This window comes from Chitinophaga varians (genome assembly GCF_012641275.1).
GTDB lineage: Bacteria > Bacteroidota > Bacteroidia > Chitinophagales > Chitinophagaceae > Chitinophaga > Chitinophaga varians_A.
Map to the genome: position 1 here is coordinate 3498552 of NZ_JABAIA010000001.1, position 19720 is coordinate 3518271.

The window sequence follows — 19720 nt, forward strand, 5'->3', positions numbered from 1 at the left end:
TATGGAGCAGAAAAAAGTACTGATCATAGATGATGACGCCCGCAATATTTTTGCGCTAAAGGCAGTGTTGCGCTCCCGTGGGATACCCTGTATTGCTGCTTCTACCGGCGCAGAAGGGCTGGCGCTGCTGGACGGCGGGCATGAGGTAGGCGTGGTGCTGATGGACATTATGATGCCCGACATGGACGGCTATGAAACCATTGCGGCGCTGCGGGCCAAAGAAGGGGAGGAGCATCTGCCCATTATTGCGGTAACAGCCAAAGCCATGGTGGGTGACCGGGAGAAATGCCTTGAAGCGGGTGCTGACGACTATATTTCAAAACCAGTTGATGTAGATGTGTTGCTCTCGCAGCTACAACAATACTTATCTGTATAAGCTGTGAACAGGAATCATATTAGTGAACAGGAAGTGAGCATGTTACTCAACGATGTGCTGGAGCGTTATGGGTATGACTTTACCGAGTACGCACATGCCTCCATTAACAGACGGGTGAATCATCTTTTTCAGCTGGACCGTTTCCCGAGCTTTGCGGAATTCCGCTATCGTATTATTACTGACGCGGATTATGCGTCGCGTTTTGTGGAGGAGATCACGGTGAACGTAACGGAGATGTTCCGTGATCCGCAATTTTATTATGCGCTTCGTCAACAGGTACTGCCGGTGCTGGCCACATATCCGCTTATCCGGATATGGCATGCCGGCTGTTCTACCGGGGAAGAAGTGTATTCTTTCGCTATTTTGCTGAAAGAGGCTAACCTGCTGCACAAATCGGTGATTTATGCAACAGACATTAATACCAGTGTGCTGGAAAAAGGGAGGACCGGTATTTTCCCGCTTTCACAGATGCAGCAATATTCGCGCAATTACATGGAAGCCGGCGGGGTACAGGATTTCTCGTCGTACTACACGGCCAACTACGAGTATGCTAAGTTCAGGCAGGACCTTGGAGGGAAAATTATTTTTTCTCCCCATAACCTGGTCACAGATGGTTCGTTCAATGAATTCCAGTTGATCATCTGCCGGAACGTGTTGATCTATTTTAATAAAATGCTGCAGGATAAAGTGCTGCGGCTGTTTTGCGACAGCCTGGAGCCACTCGGCTTCCTGGCGCTGGGCAGCAAGGAATCGCTTAACTTTACCACTGTGTCAGGGCAGTTCAGGCAGTTGGACGGTAAAGAGAAGATCTGGCGGAAACATCATCTGTAATCAACAAAATAACTATGGACACAGCTTCCCGCGTGGTGTTGATCGGCGGTTCCGCCGGTGGTTTACAGGCTATCCTGACATTGTTGCCGGGGCTGTCGGCACGTTTGAATGCAGCGGTGATCATTGTCCTGCACAGGCAAAGCAGTTCAGATTCTGTACTGGCGGAGTTACTGGCCGTCAAAACCTCATTGCCTGTCCGCGAGGCGGAAGAGAAAGAGCTGCTCCTGCCCGGCACGATTTACATTGCGCCGGGTGACTATCATTTGTTGATAGAAACAGATCACACGCTGAGCCTGGACTATTCCGAGAAAGTAAATTTCAGCCGTCCCAGTATAGACGTTACGTTTACTTCAGCGGTGGAAGTATTTGGTCCGCAAACAATGGCTGTGTTGTTGTCCGGTGCCAATGACGACGGTGTGGAAGGATTGGCAGATGTGCATGAAGCCGGCGGTATCACGATCGTACAGGACCCGGACACCGCCATCGTGGATTTTATGCCACGCCATGCCATACAGGCTGTACCGGTGGATTACGTGCTGGCAGCGGCCGACATGGCGTCTTTTATTAATAGTTTTGCCGGCCTGATGGTCGGTTGAGGTATGGTTATTGAAAAAAAAATTCCAGCCCAATAATTCATGTATGATTTTGATTGTTGATGATAAGCCTGAGAATATTTTATCCATCCGGAAAACGCTTGAGTTATACCAGTTTGAAGTGGATACGGCGTTGTCCGGTGAAGAGGCGTTAAAAAAAATACTGAAAAACAGCTACACCCTGATCATCCTGGACGTGCAGATGCCCAGTATGGACGGATTTGAGGTGGCGGAAGCTATTTCCGGCTACAGCAAGGCAAAGGATATTCCTATCATATTTCTGTCTGCGGTCAATAAAGAAAAGCGTTTCATCGTAAAAGGCTACGACTCCGGTGGTATCGATTATCTCACCAAGCCGGTAGATCCGGACGTCCTGTTGATGAAAGTAAAAACGTTCTCCCGCCTTTACCAGCAGTCGCAGGAGCTCAAGCAGATACATCAATCGCTCCAGGAGGAAGTGGAAGTCCGTAAGCTGGCGCAGGCCGCCCTCAGCGAAAAGGTGAACGAGCTGCATACCATGCTCGAAGTGCTGCCTCAGATAGCCTTTACCGTTACCCCCGATGGACAGATAGAATATGCTAACCGCAACTGGTTTAAATACGCCGACAGCCTGCAGCAGTTGCCGGAAACCCTGCCAATGGACAAAAGCCTGCGGCAATGCCTCGATGATACCCTGTATGCCGGCCTGCCGCTGGAAAAGGAAGTTTACCTGAAAGACAGGGCAGACAATAGTTTCCGCTGTCATCTGTTGCGTGTTATCCCGGTAAGGGAAAATACCGGTATCAGCAAATGGATCGGTACCTTCACCGATATTGCCCATCAGAAACAGACCAACGAAATATTAGAGCAGAAAGTAAAGGAAAGGACCGAAGAGCTGGTGGAAATCAACAAATCGCTCGAAGCCAGTAACCATGATCTGCAACAGTTTGCCTCTGTGGCCTCTCATGATCTTAAAGAGCCGTTGCGTAAAATACAGCTGTTTGGCGCCATTGTGCGCGACCGCTTCCTGAAAACCGATCCCGGCGCCATGTCCTATATGGAAAGGATCGTAGGCTCGTCGGAAAGAATGGCCCGGCTGATCAATGATCTCCTGAACTATTCCCGCCTGTCGGCAGCAAGCATATACGAAGTGACCGACCTGAATGTGGTGGTACAGGAAATTATCAGCGACCTTGAATTGACCATTACAGAGAAACAAGCTGTGGTACGTGTGGAAAAATTGCCCCATATTGAAGCTGTTCCTGGGCAGATCCGTCAGGTGTTCCAGAACATCATCAGTAACGCTCTTAAATTTTCCCGGAAAGACCTGGCCCCGGAAATTCATATCTCCGCTGAAACCATAGCCGGAAGTTCGGTCGACGGTCTGTCACAGGCCGATGGCGACTATTGCCGTATAACCATTCGCGATAATGGCATTGGGTTTAATGAAAAATACCTGTCCAAAATATTCACTATCTTTCAACGCCTGCATAATGCAGACCATTACGAAGGCACCGGTATCGGACTGGCCATTGCCAAGAAGGTAATTGACAAACACCAGGGGATTATTACCGCTACCAGTGTGGAAGGAGAAGGGACCGCCTTTATTATTGTGTTACCCGTTCAGCAAATAAAAGTACCCAACAACAACTGATAAACGCATTTTTATTCTTTGTTTCAAACCTATACTTCATGAAGAGAATTGCATGTACGTTACTGCTACTGGCAGTTTTTTCGGTTGCTACCTATGCACAAACAACCTATACGATTACACAGGACAGGCAGCCATCCCCCACCAGGACTTATTGGATGAATGCGGAGATCCCGGGCAGTACAGATGACAGCCAGGGGTTTAATTACGTCCTGCTACATAAATCCTATGACAGTGCTCTTATGGACGGCTGTTTTGTGATGGGAAAGATCACCGGTATACGCGGCCACATGGGGTCGTGGAACCGGAAATGGACCATAGAGGTAAATACCGCGTCAGCCTATAATTCAGACAGGGGAAGCCTTATCAGCTACAATGAGCTGGCCTCTCTGGTGACACTCCGTTACAACGGCCAGAAGTACCTGGCTGTCATGATCGACAATAACTCTATGCTGACCGAATTTTCCTTTACAGGATACGTTCAAAACCCTGTGTTACAGCTGGCGAAAGCGACAGAGGTGACGGAAGTACAGCCCTTTAAACAATATGATCCGGTAGCAGCGCCCGGCGGTATGGTGGTGGGAGACGCCAGTTTGTATCCGGCCATTTATCCGGCAACATCGGATGCGCTAATTGTCAGCACAGGGAGGACCGGCGGTATGACCATCCGTGTTCCTACCAGCCAGCAGAACCTCTTTTCCGGCGGTCATCATATCACCTGCGTCTCTCCTAATTTCCAGGGCGGGCTGGGGATTTCCATAGGTCAGGATAACAGTGGTTTTATCCAGGCTTTTTCACCTACGGCAGAACAAGGCAACATATACCTGAACCCCAACGGAGGTAACGTCGGGGTAGGCGTACACGATACCAAAGGTTACCGGTTGGCCGTGGCCGGTAATATGATAGCGGAAAGGATTGTGGTAAAGAACCAGCAACGCTGGCCGGATTATGTATTTGCTAAAGACTACAGTCTGCCGTCGTTGCAGGAACTGGACGCATATATCAGTCAGCATCAGCATTTGCCTGATATGCCCTCTGCGGAAGCGGTGAAAGAGAAAGGCATTGACCTGGAAGAGATGAACAGCAAACTCCTCCGAAAAGTGGAAGAACTGACATTGTACCTTATTCAGCTTGACAAGGAAAACAAGGAGCTAAAAGCTGAAGTAGACACGATCAAAGCCAGTATGAAGAAATCATAGACATTACGAAATCCGGTCAGTGACCGGATTTTTTTTATACAGGGCATAGCAAAAGTACATTGTCCGGTTTGATGGTCATTGTCTGTTGTCATCATGAAAAAACGGCGGAGAAAACAGGGCGTGTAATGATGTTTGGAATACAAAAAATACAGCGATACTAAAAACAGAAAACCCGCGCTGGGCGCGGGTTTTAACGATTTTTTGGTGGAGGATAGCGGGCTCGAACCGCTCACCTCAAACATGCCATGCTTGCGCTCTACCAGATGAGCTAATCCCCCATATTTTCCCTTTCGGGAATGCAAAAATAGATAATTTTCCGAATCTGCCAACTTTTTACACAAAATCTTTAAAAATTCCTTCTACGGTTTCCTTCAGTTCTTTTAGCAGCAAGGGTTTGCGGAGTAATTTGATGACGAGTGGATTGGCGTTAGTACGGGTGATATCGCCATAATCGAGAGAGGACGATACCATCACAATATGGCACTGCGATTTTATTTTCTGAGGATAGGTATCAAAAGCCTGCAGGAATTCAAAGCCATCCATTTCAGGCATCTGGATATCCAGCAGAATGATAGTAGGGGGTATTTTGGGCAGGGCGATATTGGACGATAAAAACTCCAGCGCCTTGTTAGCATTGGCGAATGAAATCACCGTTCTGCTGATTTGTTGAAAGGTTATCAACTTCTCATGCAGCAATAAATCAATCTCATTGTCATCAATCAATATGACGCGCAGGTCAGGTATCGAATTCATTTCTGTTCGGGATGGTAATTTCAAATTGAGTGCCTTCGCCGTATTTGGACTCTACATTAATTGTACCGCCAATTTTGCTGAGGGCTTCCTTTACGATGTATAAGCCTATGCCACTTCCTGGTTTGTTGTTGTTCTTGGAGCGAAAGAACATTTTAAAGATGTTGTTCAGATGCTCGCTCAGGATACCGATACCGTTGTCCCGGATGCAGATGGTGGCCTTATGCGGTTCTGCTTTTACCGACAGGTTGACCGTTGGTTCAGGTTCTTCCGGTTTTTGGTACTTAACAGCGTTGGAAATAAGATTGTTTAAAATAACGCTGATCCGGAAAGTATCTCCCCGGAACTCGGCTACCTGGTCCACCTGGGTATTAAACCGGATGGCAGTGTTCTGTGGCTGAAAGGCGGTGATACAGTCATTCAACAGGGTATTAAAATCTATTTTCTCATATTCTATTTCCAGCCGGGAATTACGGTAGTATTCAATGATTTTCTGGATAAACCCGTCCAGCTTCAGTACACAGGATTCTACCATGTTCATATAGCCGTTGGGGTCTACCACTGAATTATCGAGCCGTGACAGGTTAATAATACCCAGTACAGACATCAGCGGGGAACGAAGGTCATGGGAAGTGGAGTAGATGAACCGGTTCAGCTCATCATTGGTTTTTTCCAGTTCTGCGATCTTTTCCTTGAGCTGTTTGCGGGTAGAATAGATCTCATATGCATTGTTGATGGTTTTATGCAGCTCGTTTTCATCCCAGGGTTTTTTGATATAGGAAAAGATATGCCCCTTGTTGATGGCATCAATGATGTCTTCCACATCGGTATAACCGGTCAGCAAAATGCGCATCGGGTCGGGAAGGGTGTCTTTGATTTCATTAAAAAACTCCACCCCGGTAGATACAGGCATTTTCTGGTCCGCTATGATGATATGGACCATAATCTCCTTCAGTAATTGTTTGCCTTCCTGCGCTGAGTTTGCGGTATAAATCTCGTAACTTCTGCGAAAGCTGGCCTTGAAGGCGTTCAGATTATGGATTTCATCATCGATATATAATATTCTAATGCGGTTTTCTTTCATTAAAGGGTGTTATGGTTATGATTGATGAATCGTGATGTTGAGAGGTAAATATATAATAAATTCCGCTCCTTCCCCGGGGGTGGAATTTACGATGATTTTACCCTTATGTTTCTCTATGATGCTGAATACGATAGAAAGCCCCAGGCCGGTCCCTTCTCCTACGTCTTTGGTGGTAAAGAAGGGGTCAAATATCTTCTGTTGCACCTCTTCCGACATGCCAATCCCCGTGTCTTTGATCCGGATAACGATAAACTGGTCTTCCTGGCCGGTGGTAATGGTAATGGATTCGTTGTGTTGTTCTTTTTTGCTTTTGATCGCATTCAGGGCGTTGGAGAAGATATTCATGAACACCTGGTTGATCTTACCGGCGTAACATTCAATTTTAGGCAGTTCCGCATAGTGCTTAATGATGTTAACATTGGGCGGAATGCCATTGCGCAGGAGCACAAGGGTAGAGTCCAGGCCCTCATGGATATCGATGGACTTCACATCGCTTTCGTCCAGACGGCTGAAAGTACGCAGCCCTTTCACGATCTCTGCGGTACGGGCGGCGCCATCCTCGATGCCCTTGATCAGGGAAGATATTTCTTCATGGATATATTCAATATCAATTTCCCGCTTGAATTGTTCGATGGACTTCAGCTCACTTTGGATATCGGTTTTGTCGGCCAGCCTGTCGTAGCGGTTAAGCAGCTCCTGCAGGTCGGCAATATCAAGTTTCAGCGGCTTGATATTAGAGGTGACAAAGTTGATCGGGTTATTGATTTCATGGGCAATACCGGCGGTCAGCTGACCGAGGGACGCCATTTTTTCCTTTTCCACCAGCCTTGTCTGGGTGTCTTTCAGGTTGGTAAGGGCCACATTGAGGTCGTGGTTACTGTTTTGCAGTTCCTCCGTGCGTTCCTGTACTTTGGCTTCCAGGATGATATTTTGTTCTCTTACCAGTTGTTCGTTTTCTTTGGATATCTCCAGGGCGATGGCCTGTGATGCTTCTTTTTCGGCTTTAAAGGTGTTGATTTTGTCTGCCAGGGCAAAGGACAGCAGTATGACCTCTATCGCGGACCCTATTACGATAATATGGCTGGTGAAGATATTATAGGGGATGATGCCCACATCCTTCAATACAAAACAGATAATGGCGAGAATGAACACTGTCCACGCCAGTACAAATATTTTAGCAGTGCGGGAATGTTTCACGGCCTGCATGATGGCAAACAGCAAAATGAAGCTGACGCCGGTAATGGCCAGGAAATCTATCAGGGCATACGCGACGGAGAAATACCCTAGCAGCGACAGTACGATGGTGCTCGAATATACAATCACAAACAGGTTCATGGTCCGGTAGGCCCAGGGTGCTTTTTCCCGCACGTGGAGGAAGCTCTGTACAAACAACAGTACCGAGATGCCCGACAGAGCGCCGGCCCACAGTACACTTTGCTCGGTGACGTACAGGTTTTCATGCCAGAAGAAACGGTACCCGAAACCATGCAGGCAGATCTGCGCCAATCCCACACAGGCGATGTAGATGATATAGTAAAAATAACTCCAGTCTTTTACGGAAAAGAAAATGAAGGTATTGTAGAATATCATAACGAGGATGATACCGATATAGATGGAGAGCAGCAGGTCGTCGTTATACAATTTGCTGTATATCTCCCTGGCCGTGCCGATGTACACCGGCACCAGGATGGCCTCCCGGCTTTGTATACGCAGATAAAAAGTGCTGGACAAGCCGGTAGGAATACTGACATTATACACGAAGTTCTGGTGTACGACCGGTCTTTTTTTGAAGGGCCGTAATTCCCCTCCCGGAATCACCTCATAGCCGTTGGGGCCAGGGTAATATAGGTCTATCAGGTCCAGGATCGGATAGGTGATATTGAACATCAGCTCCGGAAACTGGGTGCTGTTTTTGACGGTAAAGCGAAGCCAGATGGCGTCCTTGGTCAGCCCGAAATTAGGAATCTGTTTTGGCAGCTTCTGGAAAGCGGGGGAGTGTTCCACGTCTTTGAACGTGAGGTCGCCGGCCGGGTCCAGCAGGTATTCCAGCTGGCCGTATTCAGCCAGTTGGATGGGATAGTTGTGGGATATGCAGATGGTATCTGCCCAGGCAGGCACCCAGCGGGCCGTTACTAACAGTAACAGGCATACGAATTTGTAAAATGCCGGTCTGATCAGAAGTCGCATGGCTTATTTCGGATCATTTATCGTGATTAAAAATCTGTTCAAGGTCTACATAGTAACGGCCGGAGGCAACCTCTCTTTTCAGCCCTATTTCCCGGCACACATGGGCGATAGCGGCGCCTCCCAGCATTACGGCCGAAGCCAGCTGCGGCCAGGTGGTAATCGTTTTGCCTATCTCAGCGAGAGAGGCCTGCATTTTGGTTGACATGGCATTGAAATTAACAATACGGTCTACCAGTTCCATCCTTTCCGGTCCCTGCATGTTTCGTATCTGGGGGGCGGTGATGTCTTCCGGTATCCGTCCATGCAATATAGGTAAATCAGGCTGGAGATCAAACCGCTCTACATCCACCATGCCCCGGTCGCTGGTGTCCATCACTACCGGTATCTGCATGGACCTGGCACGCTGACGGGCCAGCACCTTGATATCCAGGCCGTCACATTCTTCCACGAGTATGTCGAGCGGGCCGCCTGTGGTCAGAAAAGCGTCTATGTTTTCATCAGAAATACCATTATCATAACAATGGACCGTTAAAAAAGGATCAATTTCGGCGATTTCCCGGGCCACCAACACTGTTTTCAGGATGCCCACATTATGAACGCCTGTCCGGATACGGTTCATATTGCTGAGGTCCAGCCGGTCAAAGTCGGCTATACGAAGTTCTCCGCAGAGCCTTTCGATGGCCAGTGCCATGGCAACGGACTGTCCAACGGAAAGGCCGATAACGCCAATTTTTTTGGTCTGCAGGATTTTTCTCTCTGCTTCTGTGATTTTATGTTGATTGCGGCTGGTGCGCAGCTGTATAAATTCAGCTTCGTCGAGAATATGCACCACATAGCCGGACCAGGGGTAGTATACCCATACACCATACGCGGCTGGGGACGTGTTGCCCAGGTGGGCGGCCACCTTTTTGGCAAGGGCGGCGTCAGATAACCTTTCTGTTGGATGTTGAAGGCGGATAAGCTCTGCCAGCTGCGACTGTATCTCGTCGAAGACACGGATACCGGGTTGCCGGACGAGCAACTGGGTAAGGGCGTCCAGCTGTGCGGGGTCCTTTAACCTGAAAAACTCTACTTTCCTTTCTAATGATCTCTGTTGGCTCGTTGCAATAGCATCTACTAGTACGTTGTTCATCGTTAAATTATTTATTGCTACCGGGATAGCGGAAGGTCGCTCGTTGCCGCCGACATGATCCTCAGGTCATAGTCAACCTGCATCTCTCCCTTAGGCCCTTTTTCTACAATCGTTTGCACCGGATTGTTGCGTAAACTCATCATTCTTTCGCGGTCCTCCGGGTGGGCGCTCTTCAGTTCCAGGGGGTCGTTCAGTATGAGCGCGGTAGCGATCAGGTCTTCTTTGGGGTAATAGAAAGTACCCTGATTACCGATATTGGTCATAATCTGATACCCGGTACGGATACTGTTGCGGAAGGTAGTTTGCGCGCAGAACCCTAAAAAGGTGGAGACAGGCAACTGGTTCAATACGGCATTTACCACCCTGAAGAGGACAATGCTGCCAATACCCCAGCCGGCCACCTCCCGGGAATTCCATAATCCGCAAAATTCACCGGTGCCGCCGCCTGCGGCTAATTCCCTTACTATGTCGTATATCCTGGGGTCCATATTGTTGATGGCGCTCTCAATCGGAAGCGGAACACTTCCTCCGGCCAGCTGTATCCGGCAGCCACCATATGTTTTAGTATAGTCGTCATTGCTCACGGTAATAATGTAGGTATAAGGCTCGTACATCCAGTCGACGTTTGCGGAGGTCACCTTCGTCACACCATAGGCTTCCAGCACCTTCCGATGTCCTGCAATATATTGCAAACATTCTTCGGGATATTCGATTGCCTTGAATACTCTTACCTTGAGCATGTATGGGAATGCTTTAAAATTTTTTTTAGTTTTAAGTCAGCCAGGGTCGGGTGGCTTTAAAAAAATATACGCAGTTTTAATTTATAAGCATCGTCAGCAAAAAAGCTACCGCTTTTCCACTAGGCTGTAACCATGGCGGGAGTATACAGCATAGTATCGTTGGCCTTTATAGCGGGGATTGCATCTCTTTCTCTTTAGTTAGCATCTCCCGGGATAAATAGTTCCATTTGTTGAAAAAGATTAAAAAGCTCTACATCTTCACATGAAGGTAATGGTAAAATAGTATTATTTCCAGAATAATCCATAAAGAATGTCCCGTTTTTTGAATAAATACTAAACACACAAGATGTCGTACCCTGGTATTCAACAGTATAAGTATCTGTAAATATTTTACTGGCGAAAATAGCCGTACGCATTGGTGTAAATTTTGCTGCGATGAATTCCCTTTACAGTTAGATTTGTATCTCTCTTATTTCTATAAACAAATTTCAATTCTTTTAATATGAACAAAAGAGAATTCATAAAGCTGACCAGCCTCGCTGGCGTAGCTGCGCTCAGCGGCCCCCTCAGCAGCCTGGCCGTGCCCGTTACTTCTGCGAAAACCAGCTCCGACGACCCGAAGGCCCCGTTTGTAGTGCCGCCACTGCCTTATGCTTATGACGCCCTGGAACCCTACATCGATAAAATGACGATGGAACTGCACCACGATAAACACCATGGCGCCTATGTAAAAAATCTTAACGACGCCATCAAAGGCACGCCCTTCGCCACCCTGTCGCTGGAAGAAATATTGCATAAGGTAACCACAGCTGATAAAGACAAAGCTGTCCGCAACAACGGCGGCGGCCATTACAATCACTCCCTGTTCTGGACCCTGCTGTCTCCTAAAAAAACAACTCCCTCCGAGAAACTGAAAGCTGCCATCAATAAAGACTTCGGCTCCTTTGAGAAATTCCAGGAGAAATTCAATGATGCCGGTAAAACACAATTTGGCTCAGGCTGGGCATGGCTGATAGCAGGCCCCGGCAAAAAATTGTCGGTGATCAACACCCCTAATCAGGACAACCCGCTCATGCATAACATCGTAAAGGAAAAAGGCACGCCTATCCTCGCGCTGGACGTATGGGAACACGCCTACTACCTGAAGTACCAAAACAAACGCCCGGATTATATCAACGCTTTCTGGAACATAGTGAACTGGGACGAGGTGGAAAAGCGTTATAACAACGCGTGAGCACAACTCCCGATAAAAGTAAAAGCGGGAAGGCCTGCCAGGCCTTCCCGCTTTTACTTTTATGTTTAGTATAACTATTTACGTTTCATAAAAACAAACCCGTTCTTCTCCCCAATCACTTCCAGATTGGGATGGTGAATAAACTCTTCACTGTCAGTGATACGGCAAATAAAATACGCTGGTTTGTCGATAGCGCCGTTCAGCAGCCAGTTGGTGTCTGGATAGTTTTTATTGTGATGAGGCTGTTCCCGTGTGTAATAGTGCTGGGCATAACTGTGATAGCCCAGTGCTTTTACATACACGTCCCTGCCTTGCAGCGAAATAAAAAAGTCGATGGCTGCGCCCTGGGAATAACGTTCCAGCTTCGGTACAAAATGCAGTACCGTTACCGGGATGATCACCATAGTGCTCACAAACAGGCATATCAGCCCGTTGGTGATTTTCCGCTTGAACAGTAACGCAACGCTGATGACCACCAATATAATATAGGCGATACCGTAGCCGGTTTCTGCCACAGACCAGGGTACTTCAGCCTGCAGGTTGGCCGCGGCAAACTTATCGCCGATATAGGGTATGATCATGTCTTTGTACACGCCTACCAGCGGCAACAGGGCAATCGCAATACCCAGCAAAATTCCGGTCACGCACAACAGGGCAATGTTCCAGCCACGCAGGCGCAGTTTGCCGGAAGACAGTTTATATACCTGGTAGGCTGCCAGATAGGACAGCGGGAAATAACACAGGGAAGAATAATGCACGATCTTGGTTTTCACAATGGAAAACAGGACCAGCACCACCCAGAATAATATCCACATCCACACCGTAAAATCCTTCTGTTCGGCAGCTGCGGGTTGCCGGTAGATGGTCTTTCTTCTGCCACGGATATACGAAAACAGGAAGATGCTTGCAGGAAAACAACCAATCAGGAGTACTACCCAGTGGTAGAAAAACGGGCCGCCATGACCGGCATCTTCAGTGGTGAGCAGCCGGACCTGGTAGGTCACAAATTCATTGACAAACCACCAGCCATGGGCGAGGATCTCGTAACCAAACCACAACAGGGTAGTGACAGACGCAAAAAGGGCAATAAGGCCGAGATGCGCCAGTTTGATACCAATGCGGAATTTGTTCCAAAGCCAATATACCAGCAGCGTAAGCATGGACACGAGGATGGCCACCGGCCCTTTGGTGAGCACTGCCAGACCCAGGAAAAAGCCGCTCAGCATGGCCATGCGGTACGACCGGTTACTGTAGGCTATCCGGTACGCAAAATAGACGGCCAGGAAAATAAAGTAGTTGAAGGTAGGGTCAATAATACCAGACTTGAAATAAAAGTGTGGCAGCCAGGAGCCTGCATATACCAGGGCCCACCACATGCCCATTTTCTCATCCGCCAGTTTTTTGCCGACGCCAAAAAGCGTCAGCAGGGTGGCTATACCGATGATCGCATTAGGAAGACGGGCGGCGAAGTCATTCACGCCAAAAAGCAGCATGCTGCCCGCCTGCATCCAGATGAACAGGGGCGGTTTTTCCCAGAAGGGCCGGAAATCGATCTGGACCTGACTGTAGTTATGGCTTACAATCATTTCCCGGGCTGCTTCGGCAAAGTTTATCTCGTCCCAGTCAAAAAGGTGTACAGCCCCCAGAAAAGGTATAAACAGCAGGGCAGCCACAAGTGCAATCAGCAGGTATTTCATCATCACGGTTTATAAAAAATGAGCACTTCGGCGCGCTCTGAAAATGCAAAAAAGAAAAGGAGCAAAGTCCGCAAAGGTGCTGATCTTTGCGAACTTTGCTCCTTTGAAAAACTTAGGGATTTACGCCGCGTTGGCGTTCATCACGGCTTCCGGACATACTTCCGGAGAAGTGGCGGAGTCCTGGAACCTGAAGAACCCACACACAATAATGGTGCTAAGAGTGCCAACGATACTGCCTACATATACGTCCGCAAAAAAGTGTTGTGCCAGATAAATGCGGGAATAACCTGCCGTCAGTGCTAATACAATAAACAGGAATCCCAGCTTTTTATTGCGCAGCCATACAGAGAGGAAGCTGAACATGGCAAAAGCCACGGCAGAGTGCCCTGAAGGGAAACTGCAGCTGCTGTGTACGGTCACCCATTTCACGGTATGTACCAGTGAAGCGGCTTCATCACCAAAATAGCTGATAGGCCTCGGCGCGTTAAAATAATGTTTAGCCACCTGTACTACTACGGCTGCCAGCAGAAATACTGCCAGACCGATGAAAAATACTCTGAACTTCTGCATGAGCAGCATCAGCAACAGGATAATGCCAAACATAATACCATCTCCGAGATAAGTGATCCCGGTAACTAACACATCCCCAAACGATGAGTGCTCTCCGTTGATGCCAAGAAATAACTCACGTTGGCTGTAGGTTGCCAGCATTACTCCCCCCACTATGAGCCACAGTAGGAAGGGCAGAAAAAAATAAGCATTCTTTCTGAACAGTGTTAACAGTGTTTTCAATTCTGTAGGTTTTAAATTGTAGGTTGCGTTTTAAACCTGTTACGTTTAAACTTTTGTAAGAACTTTTTTATTTTTTGATATATGCGAAAATAAAATTCTTTATTGAATAAGTTGGAATCGTTCATGGCTTTATAAATTAAAAAGCCGGCGATGGGCAACAGGACAATGTTCGACAGCCACATGCCCGACCAGGTGAACATCACTCCGCTGCGGGCCATCTTTTCGCCGATCATGAAAAATATATTAAAGATCACAAAGAAGATCACGGCAAATACCAGCGGGGTGCCCAGACCTCCTTTACGGATAATGGAACCCAGGGGTGCCCCGATCAGGAACATTACCACGCAGGCGGCCGCCAGGGTGAACTTGCGCTGCCATTCCACTTTATGCATCAATATAACGCCGTGCTTGTCAGAATATTCTTTAGTCGGCGCCTCCAGGGAGCTTAAAGTTTCGCGAACGCTTTGTTCCGCTCTCTCCAACGCGTTGTGCCGGCTTTTTTCAGGAATGATTTCCTCAAAGTCCTTCACCTTCAGCGGCGGCGCGGTAGCCGCCCAGGCGGAGTCTTTCCAGCGGAAGAAAGGAAAACGCACTGTCACATAGGCATTGACGGTTTTAGCGAAAACCACCTGTGATTTCTGCAGGGAGTCTATGGCAAAGTCCAGCTGCCGGATGTTGAGCATCTGCTGGTTGGAGGCAAAGAGGTCAGTATTGAGGCGGTTAAACGCAAAGGAGCTCAGGTCAAACGCCTTGCTGTATTTTTTGAAGCTGAAACGGATCATGTCCCCCGGAACGGAATAGCCGCGATTGCCTTTCTCTTCATATCTCCAGCCGTTTTCGAGGATGAAGTACAGGAAACGTTTATTGGCGGTAAGCACCATCTGGCCTTTTTCGGCGAGAATGATCCTGTCGCCGCTGCCGCCACCGGCAGAGTGATCAAAGATCATGACCTGATGGATGGTCTGGTTGTCTTTATCTTTCTGGGCCACTTTGATGGTATACCCCGGGATGTCGCGGTAAAATACGCCTGCCTTGATATTGAAGGCGGGCTTGGAATAGGTGATGTCGTAAAGCAGGGATTTGGCCTGCAGGTTGGCCACGGGGATCACGTAGTTGGCAAACAGGAAAGCCAGGACGCCGATGATGCTGCACACCACCATGAGGGGGCGGATAAAACGCAGCAGGGAAATACCGGCCGATTTCAGGGCTACCAGCTCAAAGCTTTCTCCCAGGTTACCGAAGGTCATGATAGATGACAGCAGTACGGCCAGGGGCAGGGCGAGGGTTACCAGTGTGGCGCTGGTGTAGGCGATCAGTTGAACGATCACCATCGTGTCCAGTCCTTTTCCTACCAGGTCGTCTACATATTTCCAGAGGAACTGCATTACCAGTACAAAAAGCGTCACAAAAAAGGTCGCCACAAAGGGGCCCAGAAATGTTCTAATGATTAATTTATCGAGTTTCTTCACTGATAATGCCTGATTTTTTTGCCAGCAAAAGGGAAAAGGTTCGCCGGGAACGCTCATCTTTGTGTTCCGGCCAACCCTATGCGTTTTGCGAACGTAAAGGTAGCACGATTTCACAAAGGAGTGTTAAAGCATCCCTGAAAATACCGTTAAATTATATGGAAAATTTTTATCTCACCGCAGAAGAGGCGGCTATTGTATTTACACCCCGGGTGATGGAGTTGAAAAACAAGGCCATAGAGAAGGTGATGCTGTTGATGGGGAAGCTGCAGGAAGCGCTGGCTGCCTGGGATGCGGGGTCAGCGTTCGCTTTTGAGCCGGAGTGGTTGCAACAGGGGCCCAAGATCTCAAAAGGGGAGCAATACAAATCGCTGCCCTGGGTAATCCTGGATTATCCACGGTATTTCGGTAAAACGGACGTATTTGCCTTCCGCAGCATGTTCTGGTGGGGGCATTACTTTAGCTGCACCCTGCACCTGGCGGGAGCGGTCAAAAAGCGGTTTGAGGCATCACTGCTGGCGGCGTATGGGCCACTGGCGGCTGCCGGTTTTCAGGTGTATCTGCCGGAAGATCCCTGGGAGCATGATTTTGAAAACGGAAATTACCGGTCCATAGGTGATATGGGTTTAGAAGACTGGAAAAGGCTGGTTGGCCGGAAAAATTTCATTAAACTGGCGAAACCGTTTGCATTGGAACGCTGGGGAGAAATAATTACTGATATAGTGGAGGCTTATGCGACCCTACTCAATGAATTGACGGTGAAAAGGCCGTGATTAGTTTCCGATTCTATGGAACAGATCTTTTACCTGGGATTCCCAAAGCTGGCTCTGGTCTTTAATCTCTCTCTTTTCAGCGAAGTCTTTGACCACCAGGATGGTCATGTTGGTGACTTCTGAAATCTGTATGCGGAATTCAAAGAATTCTTCCCTGGGGGCGTGGAGCCAATGGAATTTAATGAATTCATCTTCTTCCTGCTCCAGTATCTCCGCTTCCTCTGCGCTGCCATTCCAGGAAAAGGAAAAAACATTGTCCCGGAAATCTACCCTGTCTGCGAACCATTCCTGCAAACCGGCCGGGGTTGACAGGAATTCGTATAGGATACCGGGGGAGCACCTAACCGGGAATTCCAACTCGTAAAGCACTTTCTTAGACATCTCTCAAATAATTAGTAAATCAATATCATCTGGTTGCAATTATAGAAAATATTTTATTCTGTCAAAATAATTTACGGTTTTTTTTTAATTAATCCGAAGAATGTATGAACATCTTATAGAATTTATAAATATTATAAAATTCCACTATTTGTAACTGCGTGCTGACGGACGATTGCAGCCGACCCTATATGGGGAGCGGGTTAGCAGGAAAATAATAAGCTCTTAAAGATCAATCGATTTTATTTGGAAATGATTTAAAAACGATAGATTTTTTTTGGTCGGCTTCTAAAAAAAGTTATTTTTGTCAGGCATTCATCAAATCTTAACTTTTTCTTAACCTGTAACTGTTCCGACTCTATGTCAATGCGCCAACTTAAAATCACTAAATCCATTACCAACAGGGAATCTCAGTCCCTGGAGAAGTACTTGCAGGAGATTGGGAAGGTGGATTTAATTACGCCGGAGGAAGAGGTAAATCTCGCCATCCGCATCAAGCAGGGCGATCAGAGAGCATTGGAAAAGCTGACTAAAGCTAACCTCCGCTTTGTGGTATCCGTTGCCAAACAGTATCAGAACCAGGGTCTGTCGCTCAGCGACCTGATCAACGAGGGCAACCTGGGGTTAATTAAAGCTGCTCAACGTTTTGATGAAACGCGCGGTTTTAAATTCATTTCCTACGCCGTATGGTGGATTCGTCAGTCCATCCTGCAGGCACTGGCAGAACAGTCCAGGATCGTAAGGCTGCCGCTGAACAAAGTAGGCCTCAGCAATAAGATCAGCAAGGCATATTCCCAGCTGGAACAGGAATTTGAAAGGGAGCCGTCACCCGACGAGCTGGCCACTATCCTCGAAATCAATACCGATGAAGTGGAAGCCACCCTCGGCGTAGCCGCCCGCCACGTGTCCATGGACGCGCCGTTCATTGACGGGGAAGACAACTCCCTGCTGGACGTGCTCGAAAATCCAAACGCCGTTAGCGCTGACGAGGAACTGGACCACCATGACTCCCTTCGCCGGGAAATCGAAAGGTCCCTGTCTACCCTCACAGATCGCCAGAAAGATGTGATCATGCTGTATTTCGGCATCGCAGTGGAACATCCGATGTCCCTCGAAGATATCGGGGAAAAATTTGGCCTCACCCGCGAAAGGGTCCGTCAGATCAAAGACAAGGCCATTACCAAACTCAGGACCACTTCCAGAAGCAAACTGCTCCGGAACTACCTGGGATAGACATTACATACGAATCAGAATTGTTGGATATAAACGCTTTGGCGGAGACAGGAGCTGAAAAACAGCTCTCTGTCTCCGCTATTTTTTTACTCCCCGCCCGGCCGTCCCGTCCCGCCCGTTCCCCGGTTCCGGTGAATTCCAAGATTCTTGGCATATTCTCGCCCGAAAACAATAATTTTGCTGTCCGTTTAAAATATCAACAATGTTTGAATCATTATCAGAGAGATTAGATTCCGCGTTTAAGCAACTTAAAGGGGAAGGCCGTATTTCGGAAATCAATATCGCCACCACCATTAAGGAAATCCGCCGCGCACTGGTGGATGCGGACGTGAACTACAAAATAGCCAAGGAATTTACTGATAAAGTAAAGGATAAAGCCATGGGAGAAAAGGTGTTGACCGCCATCTCTCCCGGACAGCTCATGGTAAAGATCGTGAAAGACGAACTGGCAGAGCTGATGGGTGGCACCGAATCCGAAATTGATATCAAAACAAACCCCTCCGTTATACTTATCGCTGGTTTGCAGGGTTCGGGCAAAACCACCTTCTCCGGTAAACTGGCCAACTTCCTCAAGTCCAAAAAGGCGAAGAAACCCCTGCTGGTAGCAGCAGATATCTACCGCCCGGCGGCGATCGACCAGCTGAAAGTGCTGGGCGAGCAGATCGGAGTGGAAGTGTATAGCGAGCCCGAAAATAAAAACGCCGTGCAGATCGCCGAAAATGCGGTCAAACACGCTAAAGCCAATGGCAATAACATCATCATCATCGATACCGCTGGCCGTTTGGCCGTGGACGAGGTGATGATGACCGAAGTGGCCAACGTAAAAAATGCGGTGAAGCCACAGGAGATCCTGTTCGTGGTAGACTCCATGACCGGCCAGGATGCGGTCAACACCGCCAAGGCGTTTAACGACCGCCTGGACTTTACCGGCGTGGTGCTCACCAAACTGGACGGTGATACCCGCGGCGGTGCGGCCCTGACCATTCGTTACACCGTTACCAAGCCGATCAAGTTCGTGAGCATGGGCGAAAAGATGGACACCCTCGACGTGTTCTATCCGGAACGTATGGCCCAGCGTATCCTCGGTATGGGTGATATCACCACCCTCGTGGAACGCGCCCAGGCCCAGTTCAACGAAGAGCAGGCTAAAAAACTGGAGAAAAAAATCCGCCAGAACCAGTTCGATTTTGACGATTTCCGGGAACAGCTCCAGCAGATCAAGAAAATGGGTAACCTGAAAGACCTGATGGGCATGATCCCCGGCGTAGGCAAGGCGGTAAAGGACCTCGATATCAGCGACGACGCATTCAAAGGCATCGAAGCCATGATCAACTCCATGACACCGGCTGAACGCGGTAATCCCGACATCATTGACGGCAGCCGCCGTAAGCGTATCGCTAAAGGCGCCGGCAAAAACATCCAGGACGTAAACCAGTTCATGAAACAATTTGAACAAATGCGCCAGATGATGAAGATGATGAACAAGTTTGGCGCTGGTGGCAAGGGTTTGAGAGGGCTGGTAAAATAAAAAATACTGCTCCGTAAACTTTTTTTTGCAAATACCAATTAGAAGGTTACATTTGCATCCCTAATTAAACAATATTTCCTAACTCGCAAAAAATAAC

The 19720-nt window shown here is 48.2% G+C and carries 19 protein-coding genes and 1 tRNA gene; 9 read left to right on the plus strand and 11 right to left on the minus strand.

Going from position 1 to position 19720, the window contains the following annotated elements; all coding sequences use genetic code 11:
• Position 1 precedes the first annotated feature (1 nt).
• Genes HGH92_RS14350 through HGH92_RS14370 form a run of 5 tightly spaced genes read left to right on the plus strand, consistent with a single transcriptional unit; the run spans position 2 to position 4629 of the window.
• Positions 2 to 376 (plus strand): response regulator, encoded by a 375-nt coding sequence (locus tag HGH92_RS14350; protein WP_168871376.1) that lies wholly within the window; start codon positions 2 to 4, stop codon positions 374 to 376.
• Positions 377 to 379: 3 nt separating this feature from the next.
• Positions 380 to 1207 carry a protein-glutamate O-methyltransferase CheR gene (locus HGH92_RS14355; RefSeq protein ID WP_317166404.1) on the plus strand — a complete coding sequence of 276 codons (828 nt, stop codon included), beginning with the start codon at positions 380 to 382 and terminating at the stop codon, positions 1205 to 1207.
• 14 nt (positions 1208 to 1221) lie between these two features.
• Positions 1222 to 1803, plus strand: coding sequence for a chemotaxis protein CheB (locus HGH92_RS14360; RefSeq protein ID WP_168871377.1), 582 nt, complete (start codon positions 1222 to 1224; stop codon positions 1801 to 1803).
• Between the two features lie 43 nt (positions 1804 to 1846).
• A complete protein-coding gene (locus tag HGH92_RS14365) occupies positions 1847 to 3433 on the plus strand; it encodes a response regulator (protein WP_168871378.1) in 1587 nt (528 codons plus the stop codon).
• A 38-nt stretch (positions 3434 to 3471) separates the two neighbouring features.
• Complete coding sequence (locus tag HGH92_RS14370) at positions 3472 to 4629, plus strand: hypothetical protein (RefSeq protein WP_168871379.1); 1158 nt, start codon at positions 3472 to 3474, stop codon at positions 4627 to 4629.
• A 202-nt stretch (positions 4630 to 4831) separates the two neighbouring features.
• Here HGH92_RS14370 and HGH92_RS14375 read toward each other — a convergent pair.
• From HGH92_RS14375 to HGH92_RS14405, 7 genes are all read right to left on the minus strand, one after another.
• A tRNA-Ala gene (locus tag HGH92_RS14375) sits at positions 4832 to 4907 on the minus strand.
• 55 nt (positions 4908 to 4962) lie between these two features.
• On the minus strand, positions 4963 to 5382 hold the full coding sequence (locus tag HGH92_RS14380; RefSeq protein WP_078670208.1) for a two-component system response regulator: 420 nt from the start codon (positions 5380 to 5382) through the stop codon (positions 4963 to 4965).
• Positions 5366 to 6463: a sensor histidine kinase gene (locus HGH92_RS14385; RefSeq protein ID WP_168871380.1), complete on the minus strand. Its 1098-nt coding sequence runs from the start codon at positions 6461 to 6463 to the stop codon at positions 5366 to 5368. The genes HGH92_RS14380 and HGH92_RS14385 overlap by 17 nt, the downstream gene beginning before the upstream one ends.
• A 15-nt stretch (positions 6464 to 6478) precedes the next feature.
• A complete protein-coding gene (locus HGH92_RS34025) occupies positions 6479 to 8650 on the minus strand; it encodes a 7TM diverse intracellular signaling domain-containing protein (RefSeq protein ID WP_168871381.1) in 2172 nt (723 codons plus the stop codon).
• 13 nt (positions 8651 to 8663) lie between these two features.
• Positions 8664 to 9782 (minus strand): ThiF family adenylyltransferase, encoded by a 1119-nt coding sequence (locus HGH92_RS14395; protein WP_168871382.1) that lies wholly within the window; start codon positions 9780 to 9782, stop codon positions 8664 to 8666.
• 17 nt (positions 9783 to 9799) lie between these two features.
• Positions 9800 to 10522: a hypothetical protein gene (locus HGH92_RS14400; protein WP_168871383.1), complete on the minus strand. Its 723-nt coding sequence runs from the start codon at positions 10520 to 10522 to the stop codon at positions 9800 to 9802.
• Between the two features lie 194 nt (positions 10523 to 10716).
• Positions 10717 to 10938, minus strand: a complete 222-nt coding sequence (locus HGH92_RS14405) for a hypothetical protein (RefSeq protein ID WP_168871384.1) — start codon at positions 10936 to 10938, stop codon at positions 10717 to 10719.
• An 86-nt stretch (positions 10939 to 11024) separates the two neighbouring features.
• Between HGH92_RS14405 and HGH92_RS14410 the strand changes: the two genes are divergently transcribed.
• Entirely contained in the window at positions 11025 to 11756 is a 732-nt protein-coding gene (locus HGH92_RS14410) for a superoxide dismutase (protein WP_168871385.1), read from the plus strand.
• 74 nt (positions 11757 to 11830) lie between these two features.
• On the opposite strand, the gene HGH92_RS14415 is transcribed toward HGH92_RS14410, so the two are convergent.
• The 3 genes from HGH92_RS14415 to HGH92_RS14425 all read right to left on the minus strand — a co-directional run bounded on the left by HGH92_RS14415 (position 11831) and on the right by HGH92_RS14425 (position 15714).
• On the minus strand, positions 11831 to 13456 hold the full coding sequence (locus HGH92_RS14415) for an ArnT family glycosyltransferase (RefSeq protein WP_168871386.1): 1626 nt from the start codon (positions 13454 to 13456) through the stop codon (positions 11831 to 11833).
• 117 nt (positions 13457 to 13573) lie between these two features.
• Positions 13574 to 14245 (minus strand): phosphatase PAP2 family protein, encoded by a 672-nt coding sequence (locus tag HGH92_RS14420; RefSeq protein WP_168871387.1) that lies wholly within the window; start codon positions 14243 to 14245, stop codon positions 13574 to 13576.
• Positions 14246 to 14256: 11 nt separating this feature from the next.
• The gene (locus HGH92_RS14425) at positions 14257 to 15714 is read right to left on the minus strand and encodes an LptF/LptG family permease (RefSeq protein WP_168871388.1); all 1458 of its coding nucleotides are present in this window, start codon (positions 15712 to 15714) and stop codon (positions 14257 to 14259) included.
• A 155-nt stretch (positions 15715 to 15869) separates the two neighbouring features.
• Between HGH92_RS14425 and HGH92_RS14430 the strand changes: the two genes are divergently transcribed.
• Positions 15870 to 16484 (plus strand): hypothetical protein, encoded by a 615-nt coding sequence (locus HGH92_RS14430; protein WP_168871389.1) that lies wholly within the window; start codon positions 15870 to 15872, stop codon positions 16482 to 16484.
• On the opposite strand, the gene HGH92_RS14435 is transcribed toward HGH92_RS14430, so the two are convergent.
• Positions 16485 to 16865, minus strand: a complete 381-nt coding sequence (locus HGH92_RS14435; RefSeq protein ID WP_168871390.1) for an START-like domain-containing protein — start codon at positions 16863 to 16865, stop codon at positions 16485 to 16487.
• Positions 16866 to 17228: 363 nt separating this feature from the next.
• Between HGH92_RS14435 and HGH92_RS14440 the strand changes: the two genes are divergently transcribed.
• Together HGH92_RS14440 and ffh are read left to right on the plus strand one after the other, a co-directional pair.
• The gene (locus HGH92_RS14440; RefSeq protein ID WP_078670220.1) at positions 17229 to 18095 is read left to right on the plus strand and encodes an RNA polymerase sigma factor RpoD/SigA; all 867 of its coding nucleotides are present in this window, start codon (positions 17229 to 17231) and stop codon (positions 18093 to 18095) included.
• A 202-nt stretch (positions 18096 to 18297) separates the two neighbouring features.
• Positions 18298 to 19623, plus strand: a complete 1326-nt coding sequence (gene ffh, locus HGH92_RS14445) for a signal recognition particle protein (RefSeq protein WP_168871391.1) — start codon at positions 18298 to 18300, stop codon at positions 19621 to 19623.
• Positions 19624 to 19720 lie beyond the last annotated feature (97 nt).

Bases quoted from the DNA above. Each gene is read 5' to 3' on its own strand.
- HGH92_RS14400 (WP_168871383.1), bottom strand. From the start codon at position 10,522: ATGCTCAAGGTAAGAGTATTCAAGGCAATCGAATATCCCGAAGAATGT.
- HGH92_RS14405 (WP_168871384.1), bottom strand. From the start codon at position 10,938: ATGCGTACGGCTATTTTCGCCAGTAAAATATTTACAGATACTTATACT.
- HGH92_RS14395 (WP_168871382.1), bottom strand. From the start codon at position 9,782: ATGAACAACGTACTAGTAGATGCTATTGCAACGAGCCAACAGAGATCA.
- HGH92_RS14430 (WP_168871389.1), top strand. From the start codon at position 15,870: ATGGAAAATTTTTATCTCACCGCAGAAGAGGCGGCTATTGTATTTACA.
- HGH92_RS14440 (WP_078670220.1), top strand. From the start codon at position 17,229: ATGCGCCAACTTAAAATCACTAAATCCATTACCAACAGGGAATCTCAG.
- HGH92_RS14380 (WP_078670208.1), bottom strand. From the start codon at position 5,382: ATGAATTCGATACCTGACCTGCGCGTCATATTGATTGATGACAATGAG.
- HGH92_RS14365 (WP_168871378.1), top strand. From the start codon at position 1,847: ATGATTTTGATTGTTGATGATAAGCCTGAGAATATTTTATCCATCCGG.
- HGH92_RS14360 (WP_168871377.1), top strand. From the start codon at position 1,222: ATGGACACAGCTTCCCGCGTGGTGTTGATCGGCGGTTCCGCCGGTGGT.
- HGH92_RS34025 (WP_168871381.1), bottom strand. From the start codon at position 8,650: ATGCGACTTCTGATCAGACCGGCATTTTACAAATTCGTATGCCTGTTA.
- HGH92_RS14370 (WP_168871379.1), top strand. From the start codon at position 3,472: ATGAAGAGAATTGCATGTACGTTACTGCTACTGGCAGTTTTTTCGGTT.
- HGH92_RS14385 (WP_168871380.1), bottom strand. From the start codon at position 6,463: ATGAAAGAAAACCGCATTAGAATATTATATATCGATGATGAAATCCAT.
- HGH92_RS14435 (WP_168871390.1), bottom strand. From the start codon at position 16,865: ATGTCTAAGAAAGTGCTTTACGAGTTGGAATTCCCGGTTAGGTGCTCC.
- ffh (WP_168871391.1), top strand. From the start codon at position 18,298: ATGTTTGAATCATTATCAGAGAGATTAGATTCCGCGTTTAAGCAACTT.
- HGH92_RS14415 (WP_168871386.1), bottom strand. From the start codon at position 13,456: ATGATGAAATACCTGCTGATTGCACTTGTGGCTGCCCTGCTGTTTATA.
- HGH92_RS14350 (WP_168871376.1), top strand. From the start codon at position 2: ATGGAGCAGAAAAAAGTACTGATCATAGATGATGACGCCCGCAATATT.
- HGH92_RS14410 (WP_168871385.1), top strand. From the start codon at position 11,025: ATGAACAAAAGAGAATTCATAAAGCTGACCAGCCTCGCTGGCGTAGCT.